This window comes from Scatolibacter rhodanostii (genome assembly GCF_900197595.1).
Taxonomy (GTDB): Bacteria; Bacillota; Clostridia; order Oscillospirales; family Acutalibacteraceae; genus Scatolibacter; species Scatolibacter rhodanostii.
This window is the reverse complement of record NZ_FZLO01000004.1, coordinates 21,829-38,523: the sequence shown is the minus strand read 5'-3', so window position 1 is coordinate 38,523 and position 16,695 is coordinate 21,829. Positions and strand designations below refer to the sequence as shown.

Here is a 16,695-nt window from a genome sequence, read left to right as displayed (position 1 = left end):
ATGACAAAGAAAACTTTTTTTAAACAAGGTCTTATCCTCACCGGTATTTCCTTTTTTCTGCGGATAACCAATATTGTTTATCGGTCTTATTTGTCACAGAAAATTGGTGCCGAGGGAATTGGACTTTATCAATTGATTATCTCTATTTTTATGTTGGCGGTCACGCTTTCAACTTCAGGAATTAGTTTAGCGGTTACAAGAATGGTAACGGCTGCCATTGTCAGCGGTAGGCGTAGTGAAATTCGCTCTATTGTCGGCAAATGTTTTGCCTTTTGCTTGACTATCAGTCTAACTATCTCTGGCTTCTTGTTTTTTGCCTCTGATTTCTGTGCAAGGGTGCTGCTTGGCAATGAATTAGCGGCTCCCTGTCTTAAAATCCTAGGCCTAGGGTTACCATTCATGTCCATCTGTACTTGTTTAAGAGGATATTTTTTAGCGGTAGATGAATCTGTTTCGACAGGCCTTTCTGATGTTTTGGAGAATGTCTTAACCGTAGGACTGACTGTTTTTCTGTTTTGGTATTTTGCCCCGCAGGGCATTGAAAAAGCTTGTGTAGCAGCTGTTGTTGCCTCAACAGGCGGAGAAGTCACGTCTTTTCTTGCTGGATGGTTTGCTTATCGTAAAAGTTTACGCAAGAATACCCCGGTAGAGAAAAATAAAAGCAAGGGTGTTTTGCATGGTCTTACTCACATCGCTTTGCCGTCTACACTCAGTTCGGCGGCCAGAAGTCTCTTAAATACAGCAGAAAATTTGCTCATCCCTAAAGAACTGCAAAAGTTTGGGCAAAGCTATTCGGCATCTATGTCGCAATATGGCATGCTACAGGGCATGACAATGCCCATGCTATATTTTCCATGTTCATTTTTGACCTCATTTGCTTCACTGCTGATTCCTAAAATTACAAGAGAAAGAGAGCAAAACCACAAAAATGCAGTAGAGTATATTACAGGAAAAGCGATTACGGCCGCCTTGGTTTTTGGCATCTTTTTTGCTGCTATTTTTATTATGTTTGGTGATGATTGGAGCTTAGTTTTCTATCATAATGAATTCGCCGGAGAATATCTCAAAGTTTTGGCGCCTATTGTTCCACTGATGTATTTAGACGTGGTGGTCGATTCTCTTTTAAAAGGAATGGATGAGCAATTTAACTCCATGAAATTCAACTTGGCGGATTCGTCCATTCGTGTTATTTTGGTTTTAATTTTACTGCGCTTTTTTGGAATAGAAAGCTATGTGGGCATTCTGTTTTTCAGTACCATATTTAATGCCTCTTTAAGCTTAGGCAGACTGCTGAAAGTCACGAAAGTAAAGCTGCACCCTGTTAGACAGATTGTGTTGCCGGTTCTGATTGCCATGCTGTCTGTGATGATTACAAATTTATTTATGAATATGTTGACAACACAAGTGAACATGCTCACGGTGCTCATACAAATCACAATAGCAGGACTTATTTTTATAGCAATGATAAAGGGAACGGGATGGGCACTGCAAAAATCAGAAAAATCAGCGTAACGGCATAAGCACAAAATAAATTTTAAGCGAAAGAAAATTCAATAATCTTACACAAAAAAAGCTTTGTATTCTTAATGAATACAAAGCTTTTTATAAGGCTAAGAATAATAAAATTTGTTATAAGGGTTAAAATCAATCAAACCCAACGCAAGTCAGTCATTTTATCTTCAAAAGTGATAGAGCGTTTTAGCATATCAACAGCCTTGACAAGACCTTCGTTTTTGCTCATAAAGCTGTCTTCATGTTCAATGCTCATGACATAGTCATAGCCAACTAAACGCAAGGTGCTGACGAAATCTTTCCAGAACAGTTCGTCATGACCATAACCAATGCTTCTAAACACCCAAGAACGGTTGGCTTCATCTGCGTAAGACTGAATATCCAATAAGCCGTTAACAGGAGCATTGACAGGATCAATTTTGGTATCTTTAGCATGAACGTGGAAAATAGCGTCGCCGCCAAGTTCACGGATAACTTTGAGCGGATCCATACCTTGCCAGAAAAGATGGCTAGGATCAAGGTTGGCACCCAGTTCAGGTCCAACTGCATCACGAATTTTTTTCATGGTGTAGGTGTTGTAAACGCAGAAACCCTGATGCATTTCAAAACCAATTTTGTTGACACCGTGTTCTTTTGCAAAAGCAACAAAATTTTTCCAGTAAGGAATCAACACATCATTCCACTGATAATCAAGGATAGCAGCGAAATCTTCTGGCCATGCACAAGTGACCCAGTTAGGATACTGTGATGTGGGGGAATCTCCGGGGCAGCCTGAGAAAGTATTGATGCGGTCAATGCCCATTTTTTCTGCCATTAAGACAGCATTGTGCAAATCGCGGTCAAATTCTGCCGCAATTTCTTTGTTAGGATGAATCGGGTTAGCGTGGCAGCTCAAAGCACTGACACCAAGACCGGATTCTTTAAGAGTTTCCATGAATTCATTATAAGCAACTTCATCGTGCAAAAGAATATCAGGGTTGCAGTGGTCTTTGCCGGGATATCCTCCGCAGCCAAGTTCAACCATTTGCATACCGAGTGATTTAAAGTATGTAAGAGCTTCCTTTAACGGCTTTTCTCCAATAACATTTGTCAATACGCCTAGTTTCATTGTTAACAACTCCTTATAGTTTCACTATGTGACAATCACATGATATCTCTATTATACAAAGACAAGCCATAAAAAGCAATCTGTTTCATGCAGTTTATTCGACTTATTCTGCGGGTGTATCTAAGATTGCTGCCTCGCCATTTTCAATTGAAGAGGACTCACGAGTCAGATTTTTCATCCAATTAAAGCGATTAATTTTAACTACGGCAACAAAGCATTTTAAGATTTGGTCACACTTTAAGCAGGCAAACACAACCCATGGCGGAGCACCCAGATGAATGGCCAAAAGAGCAGAAGGCAAAACAACTACAAAGACGAAAAAAGTATCCATTTTAAAGACAAATGAGATATCACCGCCTGATTTAACAAGTCCAAATAAACAAGCGGCCTGATAACAAGTACCAATAATACTGATTGAGATGACGTTTATAAATTGTTTAGCAAAGCCATAGGCTTCGGGAGTAATTTTGTAGAGTGAAATAAAGCGATTGCTCATGAAAAAGATAAAGAGCCCTGAAAAAATACCGACAAAAACAAAGAGTGTTTGCACTTGGCGTGCGTGTTTCTTAATGGCATCAAGGCTTGCTTTAGCACCAATCATTTTGCCTGTTATAATTCCGACGGCAGAGGAAAGCCCGTTCATCCAGACATAAATTAAGCTGTGCAAGCTGCCAGCAATACTGGCGGCGGCGATAACGCCAGCTGAATTAAAACTGCCAAAGATAGCACTTTGTGCCAAATTGTTGATAGACCAAACCAAATTTCCGCCGATAACAGGTAAGCCATAGCGGATAAAATCTCGAAAAAGAATTGAATCAAAGCTGGCCAAATCTTTTAGCTTTAATCGCAGTCGTTTATCAACTTTAAATACATAGAAAATGACAATCACCATTTCAACGGTACGTGAAATTAATGTGCTGACAGCAGCTCCTTTTACACCCATCGCCGGCAAACCTAGCTTGCCAAAAATCATGATGTAGTTGAGAAAGCAATCTAAAGCATATCCAATCAACGATATATAAAGACCAATTCGTGCAGACTCTACACTTCGCATGGCGGCAATCAAGATTTGTGTAATCGAAAAGAAAAGATAAGAAGCTCCTACAAAACGAAGATATTCAGTTCCTTCTCTCAACACACCGGTTTCTTTGGTAAATAAAGTGAGAATGGTGTAGGGCATAGTGGCTGCAACCAAAGATACAACAAGACCGAAAGCGCCAGCCAGTTTAATACCAATTGAAACCACTTTTCGAATAGATGAGGTATCATTTTTACCCCAGTATTGTGCAGCTAAAATGAGGATGGCTCCCTCAATACCGCCAATAACCATTTGCAGAAAAATTTGAGGCTGATTTCCCATATAAATACCGGAAATTGCGTCATCTCCCAGTTGTCCTACCATGAGATTGTCGGTAAATCCCATAGCAAAAGCAATGAGGTTTTGCAATGCAAAAGGAATGGCCAAGCTAAGTAGATTTTTTAAAAAGGGCTGTTTTGTTTGCGGGGGTTGAAGAGATAAATCTTGATTTTCTGAGTCTGTCATAATGAAAGAACTCCTTCCCGTGACCAAATTGGCCATTTAAATGATGTGGGTTTCTGAAACCTGTAATGGCGGATAAAATCTGCTGAGAAAACAAATAAAGTAAAAACAGAAGTAAAACAGCTTTTCTCATGGCTAATATCCCTTTAGTTGTTTGCAGTAGATGTCCAAGTCATTTTTGGTTACAGTTACACCCAATAAAATAGGAGGTTTATTTTCAGTGTCTGCATGTATTTTCTGCGGGACAAAATAATTGCTGAAAATACCCCTACCGTGCGCCCAATGCGCTTTCAATACAAATCTCATTATACTATACCCTTTCGCCTTATGCAAAGAAAACAGCAACCTAAATTTATCATTTAGGTTGCTGTTTCAAATATAATAGACTCGTTTTTTACTTGTGATACCCTAGTCCTGATAATTAAGTGCCAAAGGGATTACTTTTCTGCTGATAAATCACCATCTGTTTTCTCAGAGACAGGCAAATTTTCAGGAGAATGAGGTGTTTTGAGAAGGACAGAACCATCTGTTGATCGTGAGCGTTTGGCAATCAATTTTTCTTCCTTAGATAGAATCATTAATTTTAGGTGCAGACTAATGAGATAAACAAGCAAAATCAGTAAAATACTTCCTAGGCAGCCCCACAAAAAAGGAGTAAAGCCGCTACTTTCTATCATTAAGAGAGGAGAATTAGACTGAGATTGATAAAGAATAGAGTCTGATATAGGTGCAAATTCACCGCTTGTTTGAGCTGACAAAGGTAAGTCGCCTGTTCCTGTATTCTTACCGCTGGTTTTTGTATTGCCAGAAGATTTTGAAGAACCAGAGCTGCCGGTATTTGTCTTAGTAGAAGCACTTTTTTCAGCTCGATTTACTGTGATGGCGTAATTCTGACTTTTGCTTTTATCTTCGGAAGTGGCAGAGATAATAAAATCTGTACTACTTCCTCCAGCTCCCAGATTTTTACGATTTACTTTCCAAGTAGCACCTGAAACAGTTTCAACATCAAATGTCATTTGGCTGACATCATAAGGTACATCTAGCTGATATTGCAGAATATCTGGGTCAAAAGCAGGCGTTAAGGTGCCAACGGCAGGCCAAAGTGCCAAAATGCGGCAGTCATCGGAGCGAGGTTCTAAAACTGTGGCAGAAGCCGTCAAAATAAAATCATCAGCCAGCTGATTGCCAGCATCATTTACAATTTGCTCCACCGAAAGGCTAAACGGACAATCGCCAGAGGAAGCATCAGCGGCGGCAGTAAAGGTATACCGAAAAATTTCTCCGTTTAAAAGGAGTGGTTGAGTAGGAGTTTTATTGGTATAAACCGAAGAAATCTCCGATTCGGTTGCTTCAGTTTTTGTATATTGAGATTTTAGAGTCTCATCAACTTCAGTTTTGTTATAAGAAACCAGAGAGGGGTCGAAGTTCACTCGAACCAAAAAAGCTCCCGGGCTTTGATTGGTACCGGAATAAGAAAGGGTAAGCACTATTTTATCTCCGGCGCGGAATTCGGTTTTAGAGAGAGAAAGAGAAAAGCCTTCTTCTACTTCAGCGGAAGCTGGAAGAGAGAAAAAAGCTAATCCTAAAAACAGAGAACAAATAAGAGCACTGGCCATGCGTTTGGCAGAAGCGAGCATAGGTTCACCTCGTTTGGGCAGCAATACTTGCCCGTGAAATAGTTGTATTCTTCATCTTATGCTTTATGATAGATAAACTTATCGCTGCGCTGCTGTAAAGTGAAATAGTAGTGCCATTGCTAACGGCCTAACTGACTCTTTAAATAGAAGCGGCGTAATAACTATTTTCAGACTGCTGCAATAAATCTTCTAAAGTTACGCTGTCTACATATTCCTGTACAATTTTATTAAAGTTTTGCCAAAAAGAAAGTGTCAGGCAATTCTCTTGTCGAGAACAATTGTTGTCGTTTCCGTCTAAACAAGCGACAACACTCAAATCCCCCTCTGTAACACGCAGAATATCACCAACACGATAATCTTTGGGGTCTTTGGCTAGTCGATAACCGCCGCCGTTACCACGCGAGCTGCGTAGATAACCGGCTTTAATTAAAGGGCTGATAATTTGTTCAAGATATTTTACAGTGATTTCTTGGCGCAGGGAAATATCCTTCAGCGGAACAAATTCACCAGTTTGATTAATAGCAAGATCGAGCATAACACGCAAGGCATAGCGGCCTTTTGTTGAAATTTTCATAAGTCACCTCCATTAAAACCTATTATACCACAGGGTTTTAAGGGAAACAAGTATCTAATATTAGGCAGGTATATTTTCTCAGAGTTTTCCTGCAAGATATTTCAAAATTTACATAAAACAAAGAAAATTTGATATTAGCATATATTTTCCTGATTAATCTGAATAAAATACTTCTACTTATATAATTGATATAAATTACACTATATTAGGAGTGGAATTCTATTTAAAATAGTTGACAATCATGTTTTAGATGTTATAATCATCGTGAAAATATGTCAGGAGATGATTTACCTAGTTAGTAAGAGAGTAATATAACAAGATTTAAACAGTAGAAGGGTAAATTCTTTGCGAGGGAGCTTTTAGAATGGTTTGCTAGCAGAAAAGAACAAAAACATATAGAGGGCTTTTATTGTTGGGAGCAAGGAATCTAAACAAAGCGTGCAAAGAAAATTAATTAGTGAATATTAAATGTATGGGGGAAAAACAATGGAAATAACAGCAAAGTATCTGGATAAGCTCTATGGCGGATGGGTCGGTAAAATTGTAGGTGTTATCCATGGAGCAGATGTGGAAGGCTGGACCCACGAAAAAATTAGAGATGTATTTGGGGAGATAAATTCTTATCCCTATACCTTTAAAAATTTCTGTGCAGATGATGATATTAATGGTCCGTTGTTTTACCAAAGAGTGTTTTTGGATTATGCAAGTGGCCAAGTAGATGAACAAACCATGGCACTCACATTAAAAAACTATGTGTCAGATGGACATGGTTTTTTCTGGTGGGGAGGATATGGCATTTCTACTGAAAATACCGCCTATGAAAATCTCAAACAAGGGGTAAGTGCACCTCTTTCAGGTTCGATAGAGCTAAACGGAAAAACGATAGCAGAGCAGATCGGCGGCCAGATTTTTTCGGATTGCTGGGGTTTTGTCTGTCCCGGTGACAGCCATAGAGCAGCTGAATTGGCAGGTAAAATGTCTTCTGTCACGCATGGCGGAGAAGGCATTTATGGCGGACGTTTTGTGGCGGCCTGTGTAGCAAAGGCCTTTACAGCACAGAGCATTGACGAAATTATAGCTGCCGGTTTAGCAGAAATTCCAAGTGACTGCGAATATGCTGTTATGGCGCAGGACGTTATGGCAGAGGCAAAACGCAACCAAGATGATTGGCGCAAAACCTTTGCTTTTGTGCAGCAAAAATATGGCTATCAGCACTATAAAGGGGTGTGTCATATTATCCCCAATGCAGCGGTGATTGTACTTTCTCTTGTTCATGGAAGAGGAGATTTTGACGATACAATCAACATCTGCAATATGTGCGGTTGGGATACGGACTGCAATGTCGGCAATGTGGGTGCTATTTTAGGAGCATTTGTTTCTGCCTCCCATATCGGAGAAAAATGGCTAAAACAGGTGAATGATTTTATTTGTGCTTCATCAGCGATTGGCAGCTTAAATATTCAAACTGTTTCACAGGCTGCACTGGATTCTCTGAAGATTGCGCAAAAAATAAAGCCAGAGCCGATAGACCCTGAGCTAAGATTTTTACTCGAACAAAATTCAGCAAATCAATTTCACTTTGAATTTCCGACAGCCATTCATGCTATGCGCGCTGAAGGGTATGGGGCGACGGTGAACAACACAGATGAGAAAGCACATACAGGAAAACGTTCCTGCAAAATTGCTGTGCCCTCCATCGAAAGAGGAGGCATAGTGGAGCTTTACCATAAGAGCTACTATACGCCGTCAGACTTTAACGACAGCCGATATAACCCTGATTTTTCGCCCACTATTTATCCCGGCGATAAAGTGAAAGCTTATTTTTATGCTGATAAAAATTGTACAGGAGAAGTAAAACTAGTTCCTTTCTGGACAGACCGTATAAAAAGTGAAGTTTATAATCTGCAACAAAGCGCAATGGTGCTGACAGCCGGAACATGGCAGGAAATTGAATTCACATTGCCTTATGCAGAAAATGCAATTGTTGAGAAAGTTGGATTTAAAATTATAGCCATGTCGCCAACGACAGTCAACGAGAGACCAGATATCATTTTATATATGGACGATTTTTCTGTTACACCGATAGCAAACTATGAGATGAATTTGGCAGTGCTGCCTGTAGAAAAATGGAATGGAATACACCAAATGCCAGCTCATATCACTTCTTTCAGTGGGTTTACCGAAGTAGTAGAGAATGGCTTGCAGGTCAGTTCGGCTAGCCGAGGAGAAGTTTATACGGGCAGCTATGACTGGAAAGATTTCACGTTAACCGTTGGGCTGATTCCTGAAATAGGCGACATACATAAGGTTCTGTTCCGCGTTCAAGGTTCTGTGCGTTCCTACGAGGTTAGTTTAAAAGAAGGGAATCGATTAGCACTATCTAAAAACGTAGATGGCAAATTGGTGACCCTTGCCGAATGTGAATATGGATGGAAGCATAACGAAGAGATTGAAATACAAGTTAACGTGCAGCAGGATACTATAAGGGTTTGCGTTCTTAATCAAGAGTTAATTTCTGTCACAGATGATTCTCCCTATCAGAATGGCTGTATTGGCTTTGGAAACAGCGGAGCTTCAAAAACGGTGTTTACCAAATACAAAATTGAATCTATGGTTGAATGAGGAGGATAGATATGAAATCTATGTTTGTCATAGCCAGTTTAAATATTGATATGGTGGCCAGTGTAGAGCATTTACCCCGAAAAGGCGAAACCATATTTGCTAATCAGTTTAATACTTTTTTTGGCGGAAAAGGGGCAAACCAAGCCATTGCTGCTGTTAAACTGGGAGCAAAGGTTGCCTTATATGGAAAAGTTGGTGAGGATGCTTATGGTACTGCCTATCAGGATACACTAAGTCAATATCCTTTTCATCAATTGGAAGTTGACATATCAAAAACAGAGCCGACAGGCAGAGCGTTTATTAACGTCAGCCAATCCGGTGAAAATGAAATCACGGTCATTTCCGGTGCCAATCACGCGATTCAAAAAGAAGATATAGCTAACTTGAAATTAATAGATCAAGAAACCGAGATTGTGTTGTCACAATTTGAAGTGCCGCAAGAGGCAACCATAGAAGCATTCACAAAAGCTAAAAGCGAGAATCCAAATTGCGTTACTATATTTAATCCGGCGCCAATACTCTCTATTTCAGATAAATTATGGAGTTGCACAGACATTTTAATTCCAAATGAAACAGAAATTAGCGGTATTTGCGAAAGAAAATTTGAGCAGATTGAGGATTTGGTGATTGCTTGCCAAGAACTGATTCAAGCTAAAAAGATAAAGTATATGATTGTTACCATGGGAGAGAAGGGCGCATTGTTGGTGACAGAAAACTATCATGAGCTGATTCCGTCTAAAAGGGTCGAAGCGAAAGATACGACAGCCGCCGGTGATTCTTTTATCGGTGCGTTTGCCGCTCATTTATTAATGGAAGGGATTGTGACAAGAGACACGGTGCGCTCATCAATTTGCTACGCCAATACGGCAGCTGCTATAACAGTGCAAACGGAAGGAGCGCAGAGTTCTCTACCCACCAAATTGCAAGTGGAAAGTCAGATGAAAGTATAAAGGTTTGAGCAAATTGTAAAATAATCATAGCGTATTTTCTAAGGAAGAAAAAGCAATAAAAGCGGTGGAGTAGTGCTTTTTCGGCAATACAATACATAGAGGAAAGAAAAATAGTCACGCCTTTTTAATTTTGCATACGATGCTCAGACAACAGAGTTTGTTCTTGTGTGCTTTCAGTAGGAACAGCTTCTAAGCTGTTCCTTTTCTTGTTTCGTGTGGATACCAACCAGTGGCGACGGGCAGCGGCCTTTAGCCATTTTAGTTGAATGCCAAGGCTTACCGCGGCTGATAATATTGGTCTATAAGTTCGGTGAAATTCACCGGCATAGGTCATCACTTTTCCATTAAATCCTTTTTTAAAGCGGTAAACACCATAATTAGGGTGTTTTTCATCCTGATAAAAAGGAATTCCCTGAAAGTCATAAATGTCGCAATTATTCTCGATTGCCCAGCAAATCATTTCCCACTGCATCAGATAGTTGGGCATTAAATTGCGATATTCATTGGAAGAAGCACCATATACATAGCAAGTTTTTCCTGCATATTGTGTGGTGATAGCACCTGAAAGAGCGATACCATTGTAATAACACATATAAAGTCGGCAATGTTCACCAAGATTGTCAAGCATTCTTTCAAAATATATTCTTCCTCGGACGGCAAAACCATCTCGTCGGCCAGTTTCTTTCATTAAGCAACAGAAGTCGCCCAAGGCTTCTTTGCCGCAGACACGGCATTCAACACCTTTTTTACCAGCTAAACGAATATTATAGCGCCATTTGGAATGAAAGGAGGCAAAAATTTCTTCCTTGCTTCTTCCCTCTAAAAAGAGCATATAGTTGTTTCTGGGCTGAACAGTTCTCAATTCCTTTGCATCCGGTTTAAAATGAAATCCACAAGTCTTTAGATAGTGGACAACTTCTTTGTTTTCTTCAAAAATTAAAGGGTCAATAAGGCACTGATAGGTCTTGTATTCTTTAGCGAGAAGAGTGATTTCTTGCATGATAGCAGAAAAAGCGGATTGGTCAGCAAAATCCCAAACCGGTCCGTGAGGAAGATAAAATAGACTTGTCCCAAGAAGTGGAACTTTTTTAATAAGAATTAAGGCGGCTGCTATGATTTTTCCGTCATCGTTTCTTGTCAAAATCGCCTCTTTTTCCCAACCCGGCTTTACGGCTGCCCATTGTAGAGACTGCATAAAACAAGCATTCTTGTGGGCGGAGACGTAACTTTCATATTCTTGCCAATCGCTTGGATTTAAAAAATCTACTCTACTCATGGTGTACTCCTCATAGTTGCTTTCTAAAATTCATATTGGGCACATTGATATGTTTAAGATTTTATTACTGTAACGCAGCCTTATTATCAAATTGTTGCAGGCATGTTACCAAGTTGTTACAGAACAGAATAAATATGAATTTTGTGGTGCTAGCAATAGTAGAAGTGATATAAGAATGAATTGTAGGGTAGTTAAACTGGAGCAAAGTAAAATGGAACAAACACCAAAAAACATTAAAACCTAATTTTTAAGTAAAAAATAACGCGCAAAATAAATAAAGAAACCGCCTAAACGTAGTGTTTAAGCGGTTTCTTTATGGAGCTGCTAAGCAGATTCGAACTGCTGACCTCGTCCTTACCAAGGACGTGCTCTGCCAACTGAGCCATAGCAGCAAAATTTGGCGACCCGGAACGGGATCGAACCGTCGACCTCTAGCGTGACAGGCTAGCGTTCTAACCAGCTGAACTACCGGGCCAAATTTCGACAAAAAGACGTCAAAGACAATCTCAAATGCTTAATTATTATACTGATTTATATAAGATTTGTCAAGTGATTTTCAGGAGAGAATTTCTATATTTATTTTTAGCGCACAAAACAACAGTAAAATGGGGAGATAAAGTATTATTCTAATAAGAAATAATAAAATCAGGGAGTGACGGTATACTATTACTAATTATAATTGCATATACTAAAAGCCATAGACAATAAAGTGGCGGTTTAATTTCGGGAAGTGGAATAATGAAGAAAATAGCGGGTTTGCTTATCATAACTATAATATTTAGTTTTTTGTCGGGATGTTCCTCTGATGAAGAAATAATTTTGCGCTATGATGTGCAGGAGAAAATAGAATCGCTAGACCCTGCCAATGCCACTAAAACAGCAGAAGAAGTGGTGATTGATAAAATTTTTGAAGGTCTTTGTCGCATAAATGAAAAGGGTGAGGTTGTTGCAGGTGTTGCTGAACGCTGGGAGGCAAATGTCGACAACACAGAGTTTACTTTTCATCTACGAAAGAAAGCGACTTGGAGCGATAAAACGCCGCTCACTGCACAAGATTTTGTGTTCGGTATCACGAGAGCACTTTTACCTTCGACGGGTTCAACTTCTTTAGAAGACTTATACATCATAAAGAATGCGGTAGCTATTCATAAGGGAGAATTAGGGGCTGAAGAACTGGGTGTGAAAGCGTTGGATGAGCACACGTTGGTGATTCAATTGGAGAAAAGCTATCAAGATTTCCCCAAATTGACCACGGGGATACGGTATATGCCGTGTAATGAAGAATATTTTACTGAGACACAGGGAAGATATGGGCTAGAAGCAAAAAGCATGATTACAAACGGTCCGTTCACCTTTAGAACCGTATATGCTTGGGAAAGCGGAGATTATATTGAGCTAGCCAGAACGAAATATTATGACGGTGATTTTTCTCCAACCGCAACGGAATTAGTCATTACAATGAATAGCGAAGAAATAGCAGCTGACCCCTTACAGGCACTATCCAGCGGTACCACAGATGTACTCAAACTTTCTGAAGAAGAAGCTAAGCAGCTGCAAGACGAGGGAACATCTGTCATAACATTGGAAAATGCGGTGTTTGGTCTTTTACTGAATGAGGACGCTGAAAATCTAAAAATAAAAGAATTTCGTGAGATGCTTTTCAAAACCATAGAACGCCAGCAGTTAATGTCACGTTTAGGCGAACAGCATGAAGAAGCGCTGGGCATTGTTCCAAAGTCTATTACGTGGCTTGGCAATCCTTATCAGCAATCGGGAGAGATTTCTTATCCTGCCTATGACGAAGATGTTTTGAGAAGATTGCCGTCTCTTTTAGAAAGTCAGGAATGGGACACTGTACCGAGCATTAAGATTCTATGTCAAGAAGATTCATACTCACATGAAGTGGCGAACGGTTTAATTGTTTCTTGGAATCGCCAGTTTTCAACGTCCTTCAATTTGGAAGTGGTAGATGCGGACACATTTGCAGACCGGATAGCAAACGGTGAGTATGAAGCGGCACTTTACACCATACCTTCACGCGGAAACAATTTAAATTCTTTTTTTCGCCAGTTTAAAAGTGATGCAGCCGTTCCTTTAATGAACAACGCAAGCTTGGACGGCAGCATGAATGAATTGCTGTTTGACAAAGAAGCCTATCAATCTTTAGAGTCGCAGATTCAAGATGAATACGTTTTCTATCCAATTTGCTATGCTAACAGTTATTATGCTACCAGTCCCCAATCAAAGGGCATCTCCATTTTGGAAGATGAAAGAATTAACTTTAATAGAGCAACCAAAAAAGAGTAGTAAGAGCAGATAGCACAAGGAAACAAAATTTACTTTATAATCAAAGACGGACAACAGTATTTTAGTGTTGTCCGTCTTTTTGTCATAGAAAAACAAATGGCACTATCTCAAAAAAGAGAAAGTGCCAAAAACAAATCTTGAATACAATTACTCGGGCTTAATCATAAAGTTGAAAGTAAAGCTTTCATCGTTTAATCTGTATTTTTCTTTTAATTCAGGGCCGCAGCTGTTAGAGCCAACTCCGCTTTGAGCATAGTCAAGGCAAAATACAGTATAACCTGATTTTTCTAGCTCATAGTTGTGTGCTTTAGCGGCAAGTTCTTCTTGCGTGTATTCAGAAACATTAAAGGAGAAGGGCTTTTCTGCGGAGGCGGTCAAGGCAAAAAGTCCGTTATTCAGTGCTGTATAGCGGCAGCCATAATGAGAACCGTTCTCCTGCGGATAAATATAATCTTCGTGCAGTGCAGAGACCTCATCACTGAAGATACCAAGATAAGAAGCACGGCGTTTATCGATGTAGCTTTCAAAAGGACCATAGCCAAAATATTCAACCGAATGGAAACTGGCAGGCATAAACATACGAACACCAAATCGAGGAAGATAGGGGAAAGAAGCCTCTCTGTGGACATCTAGCGAAGCGGCAATTTTACCATCGGCATCAATTGTCCAAGTAGCCTTAATGTCCAAATGCTTTTTGATAAAGATAGCAGCAAATCCAAGATGAGCGGTAATGACGGCTTGCCCGTTTTCATTTGATTCTACCTGACTGTCATAGACTTTGACCGTTACACGGTCATAACCAACCGCTTGCCACTGATTGCGGATATATTGGTCGTTGTCGGTTGGTGCACGATAAATGTTCCATTCCATAGGTTTGGCAAGGAAAGTTTGATTGCGATAATTTAAAGAGGCAAATACCCCTGTGCGGCGGTCAAATTCATAGCGGAAGCTATCGTTAAATACGCTAATGGTACGAACGTCTTCTTCAAAGAAAACTTGACCATCAGTAAGAGAGTCTAACTGCAAAGCAGCTTCATGTATCAACAAGTCGTCAAAGCCCAAAGAATAGCCGGCATCATAGAAAGAAGTGTCTGCATGAGCAGTGTATTCAATCAATAAGGTAACGTCGCCTTCGGTAGGAGGTGTCTCTGGTAAAACAAAGACTGATTTTCCGTGAGCAGGGATATCTAAACCACCAATTTCTCCGCCCCAAAGAGTCTCGCCATCTTGACGAACTTCGTAGTGAATATCGATAAGATCACCGCTAGAAACAAAGTCTAATTTATTGAAGAGGATAACAGCGTTCTCTTTTTCAGACCATTCAGCACGAATAGGACGCAAGCAGTTTTTATATTCAAGCAGACCGTTGTGAGGGGTTCTGTCTGGGTAGACAAGACCATCCATGCAGAAGTTTGCATCATGATGTGGGTCGCCAAAGTCACCGCCGTAACGATAAATTTTGCGTCCGTCAGGTGTTCTACCACCATAAACGGCATGGTCACACCATTCCCATGCGAAACCACCGATAAAGCCATCATAGGCATAGATTTGCTGCATATAATCTTCAATGTCACCAGGGCCGTTACCCATAGCGTGGATAAACTCGCACTGCATAAATGGACGAGTGTTTTTGCTGTCTGCAAAATATTCATCAATAGATTCAGTGGCAGAATACATACGACTGTAAACATCAAGATACGATAGATCGGGAGTTTTGCCGGGAAGAACAAAATATTCGTTTTCATAATGGGTGAGGCGTGAAGGGTCATATTCCTTAATCCATTTAGCTGCCTGCACAAAGTTCTCACCATAGCCGGATTCATTACCCAAAGACCACATAATAATAGAAGCGTGGTTCTTATCTCGAATAACATTGCGTTGCACACGGTCGAGGATGGCTTCGGCAAATTGTTCATCTTCGGCAAGATAAGCATAGGTGTCAGCATCATTTTCACCGTTAAAGGTGGTGCAGCCATGACTTTCAATATCACTTTCAGAGATAACATAAAAGCCAAGTGTATCGCACAGTGTGGCAAACCAAGGAGCGTTAGGATAGTGACTGGTTCGAATAGCGTTGATGTTATGTTGTTTCATGAGGGTTAAATCAATCAAAGCCTGTTCTTGAGTAATGGTATAGCCTGTAACAGGGTCGCTGTCATGACGATTGGTGCCTTTCAGCTTGATGTTGACTTGATTCAGGTATACAACACCGTCTTTAATCTCAAGCTGGCGCAAGCCGATTTCTTGATAAATAAATTCTTCATCTGAGGAAAGAATAAGACCATATAGAGTTGGTGCTTCAGCATTCCAAAGAGCAGGATTTTCGACAGAGAAAGAGACAGTTCCGTTTTCAGGGGTCTGTTCTGCCAATACCTCTCCGCTGGGAGAAAGCAATTTTGCCGTTACGCTGATTTCACCAAGAACATCGAGGTCGACCGTAATGTCGGCATGAGAAAGATCATTTGAAAGTTGTGTCTTAACGAAAAAGTCATAGACAAAACTCTGGGGACGCTGCAAAATATAGACATCACGGAAGATACCGCTCATGCGCAGTTTATCCTGATCTTCAAGATAAGTACCGTCAGACCATTTCACAACCAAAGCAGCAATTGTATTTTCACCAACCTGCAAAAACTCGTCTATCTCAAATTCAGAAGTAGAATGAGAAACTTGACTATATCCGGCGAACTGTCCGTTAATCCAAAGGTAAAAACAAGAGTCAACTCCTTCGAAATTTAAGAAATGACGAAAAGTTAAATCTTCTTCTGCGACTGAAATTGTGCGCAGATAAAGACCGCAAGGATTCTCGTCAGGCACATAAGGCGGGTCAAAAGGAATAGCATAACGAACATTAGTGTAGTTGTGGCGATCATAGCCATGGTTTTGCCAGCAAGAAGGCACCGGTATGGTATCCATTTCTTCTTCATCAAAATAGAGACAGCCATCGTCATCTACACGCATAGCGTCTTCAAAAGAATCGTAATAACGGAAAGACCAGTCGCCGTTCAAAAGAATACGGCGTGCAGAGTTTCTTGTCATGGCTTCGGCTTCACTGGCAGCAGGAATGTACCAGCTTCTGTCAGGCGTAGTACCAACATGCAGAACATGAGGATTTTCATGTAATTTTTCGAGGTTCATAATAGTCCCTTTCTAAAATTGTAAGGTGATT

At 40.3% G+C, this 16,695-nt stretch carries 10 protein-coding genes and 2 tRNA genes; 4 read left to right on the top strand and 8 right to left on the bottom strand.

The window, feature by feature from the left end; genetic code table 11:
• Positions 1-1,512 (top strand): oligosaccharide flippase family protein, encoded by a 1,512-nt coding sequence (locus CS931_RS09110; protein WP_159459787.1) that lies wholly within the window; start codon positions 1-3, stop codon positions 1,510-1,512.
• A 136-nt stretch (positions 1,513-1,648) separates the two neighbouring features.
• Here the strand turns inward: CS931_RS09110 and CS931_RS09105 are convergent, their stop codons facing one another.
• The 4 genes from CS931_RS09105 to CS931_RS09090 form a co-directional block, all read right to left on the bottom strand.
• Positions 1,649-2,620, bottom strand: coding sequence for a sugar phosphate isomerase/epimerase family protein (locus CS931_RS09105; protein WP_099205475.1), 972 nt, complete (start codon positions 2,618-2,620; stop codon positions 1,649-1,651).
• Between the two features lie 103 nt (positions 2,621-2,723).
• Positions 2,724-4,163 (bottom strand): MATE family efflux transporter, encoded by a 1,440-nt coding sequence (locus CS931_RS09100; RefSeq protein WP_159459786.1) that lies wholly within the window; start codon positions 4,161-4,163, stop codon positions 2,724-2,726.
• A 434-nt stretch (positions 4,164-4,597) separates the two neighbouring features.
• The gene (locus CS931_RS09095) at positions 4,598-5,797 is read right to left on the bottom strand and encodes a cadherin-like beta sandwich domain-containing protein (RefSeq protein WP_099205473.1); all 1,200 of its coding nucleotides are present in this window, start codon (positions 5,795-5,797) and stop codon (positions 4,598-4,600) included.
• A 139-nt stretch (positions 5,798-5,936) separates the two neighbouring features.
• Positions 5,937-6,371, bottom strand: a complete 435-nt coding sequence (locus CS931_RS09090; RefSeq protein WP_099205472.1) for an RrF2 family transcriptional regulator — start codon at positions 6,369-6,371, stop codon at positions 5,937-5,939.
• 486 nt (positions 6,372-6,857) lie between these two features.
• Between CS931_RS09090 and CS931_RS09085 the strand changes: the two genes are divergently transcribed.
• Both CS931_RS09085 and CS931_RS09080 read left to right on the top strand, forming a co-directional pair.
• Entirely contained in the window at positions 6,858-8,993 is a 2,136-nt protein-coding gene (locus tag CS931_RS09085) for an ADP-ribosylglycohydrolase family protein (RefSeq protein ID WP_159459785.1), read from the top strand.
• Positions 8,994-9,004: 11 nt separating this feature from the next.
• Positions 9,005-9,943, top strand: coding sequence for a ribokinase (locus tag CS931_RS09080; protein WP_159459784.1), 939 nt, complete (start codon positions 9,005-9,007; stop codon positions 9,941-9,943).
• Between the two features lie 124 nt (positions 9,944-10,067).
• Here CS931_RS09080 and CS931_RS09075 read toward each other — a convergent pair whose 3' ends face one another.
• The 3 genes from CS931_RS09075 to CS931_RS09065 all read right to left on the bottom strand — a co-directional run bounded on the left by CS931_RS09075 (position 10,068) and on the right by CS931_RS09065 (position 11,694).
• Complete coding sequence (locus CS931_RS09075) at positions 10,068-11,219, bottom strand: lipid II:glycine glycyltransferase FemX (RefSeq protein WP_099205469.1); 1,152 nt, start codon at positions 11,217-11,219, stop codon at positions 10,068-10,070.
• A gap of 316 nt (positions 11,220-11,535) precedes the next feature.
• Positions 11,536-11,611: transfer RNA gene (locus CS931_RS09070), tRNA-Thr, on the bottom strand.
• A gap of 6 nt (positions 11,612-11,617) precedes the next feature.
• Positions 11,618-11,694, bottom strand: a tRNA-Asp gene (locus CS931_RS09065).
• 263 nt (positions 11,695-11,957) lie between these two features.
• Here CS931_RS09065 and CS931_RS09060 point away from each other — a divergent pair.
• Positions 11,958-13,526, top strand: coding sequence for a peptide ABC transporter substrate-binding protein (locus CS931_RS09060; RefSeq protein ID WP_099205468.1), 1,569 nt, complete (start codon positions 11,958-11,960; stop codon positions 13,524-13,526).
• Positions 13,527-13,673: 147 nt separating this feature from the next.
• On the opposite strand, the gene CS931_RS09055 is transcribed toward CS931_RS09060, so the two are convergent.
• Positions 13,674-16,664 carry a glycoside hydrolase family 2 TIM barrel-domain containing protein gene (locus CS931_RS09055; protein WP_099205467.1) on the bottom strand — a complete coding sequence of 997 codons (2,991 nt, stop codon included), beginning with the start codon at positions 16,662-16,664 and terminating at the stop codon, positions 13,674-13,676.
• Positions 16,665-16,695: the final 31 nt, after the last annotated feature.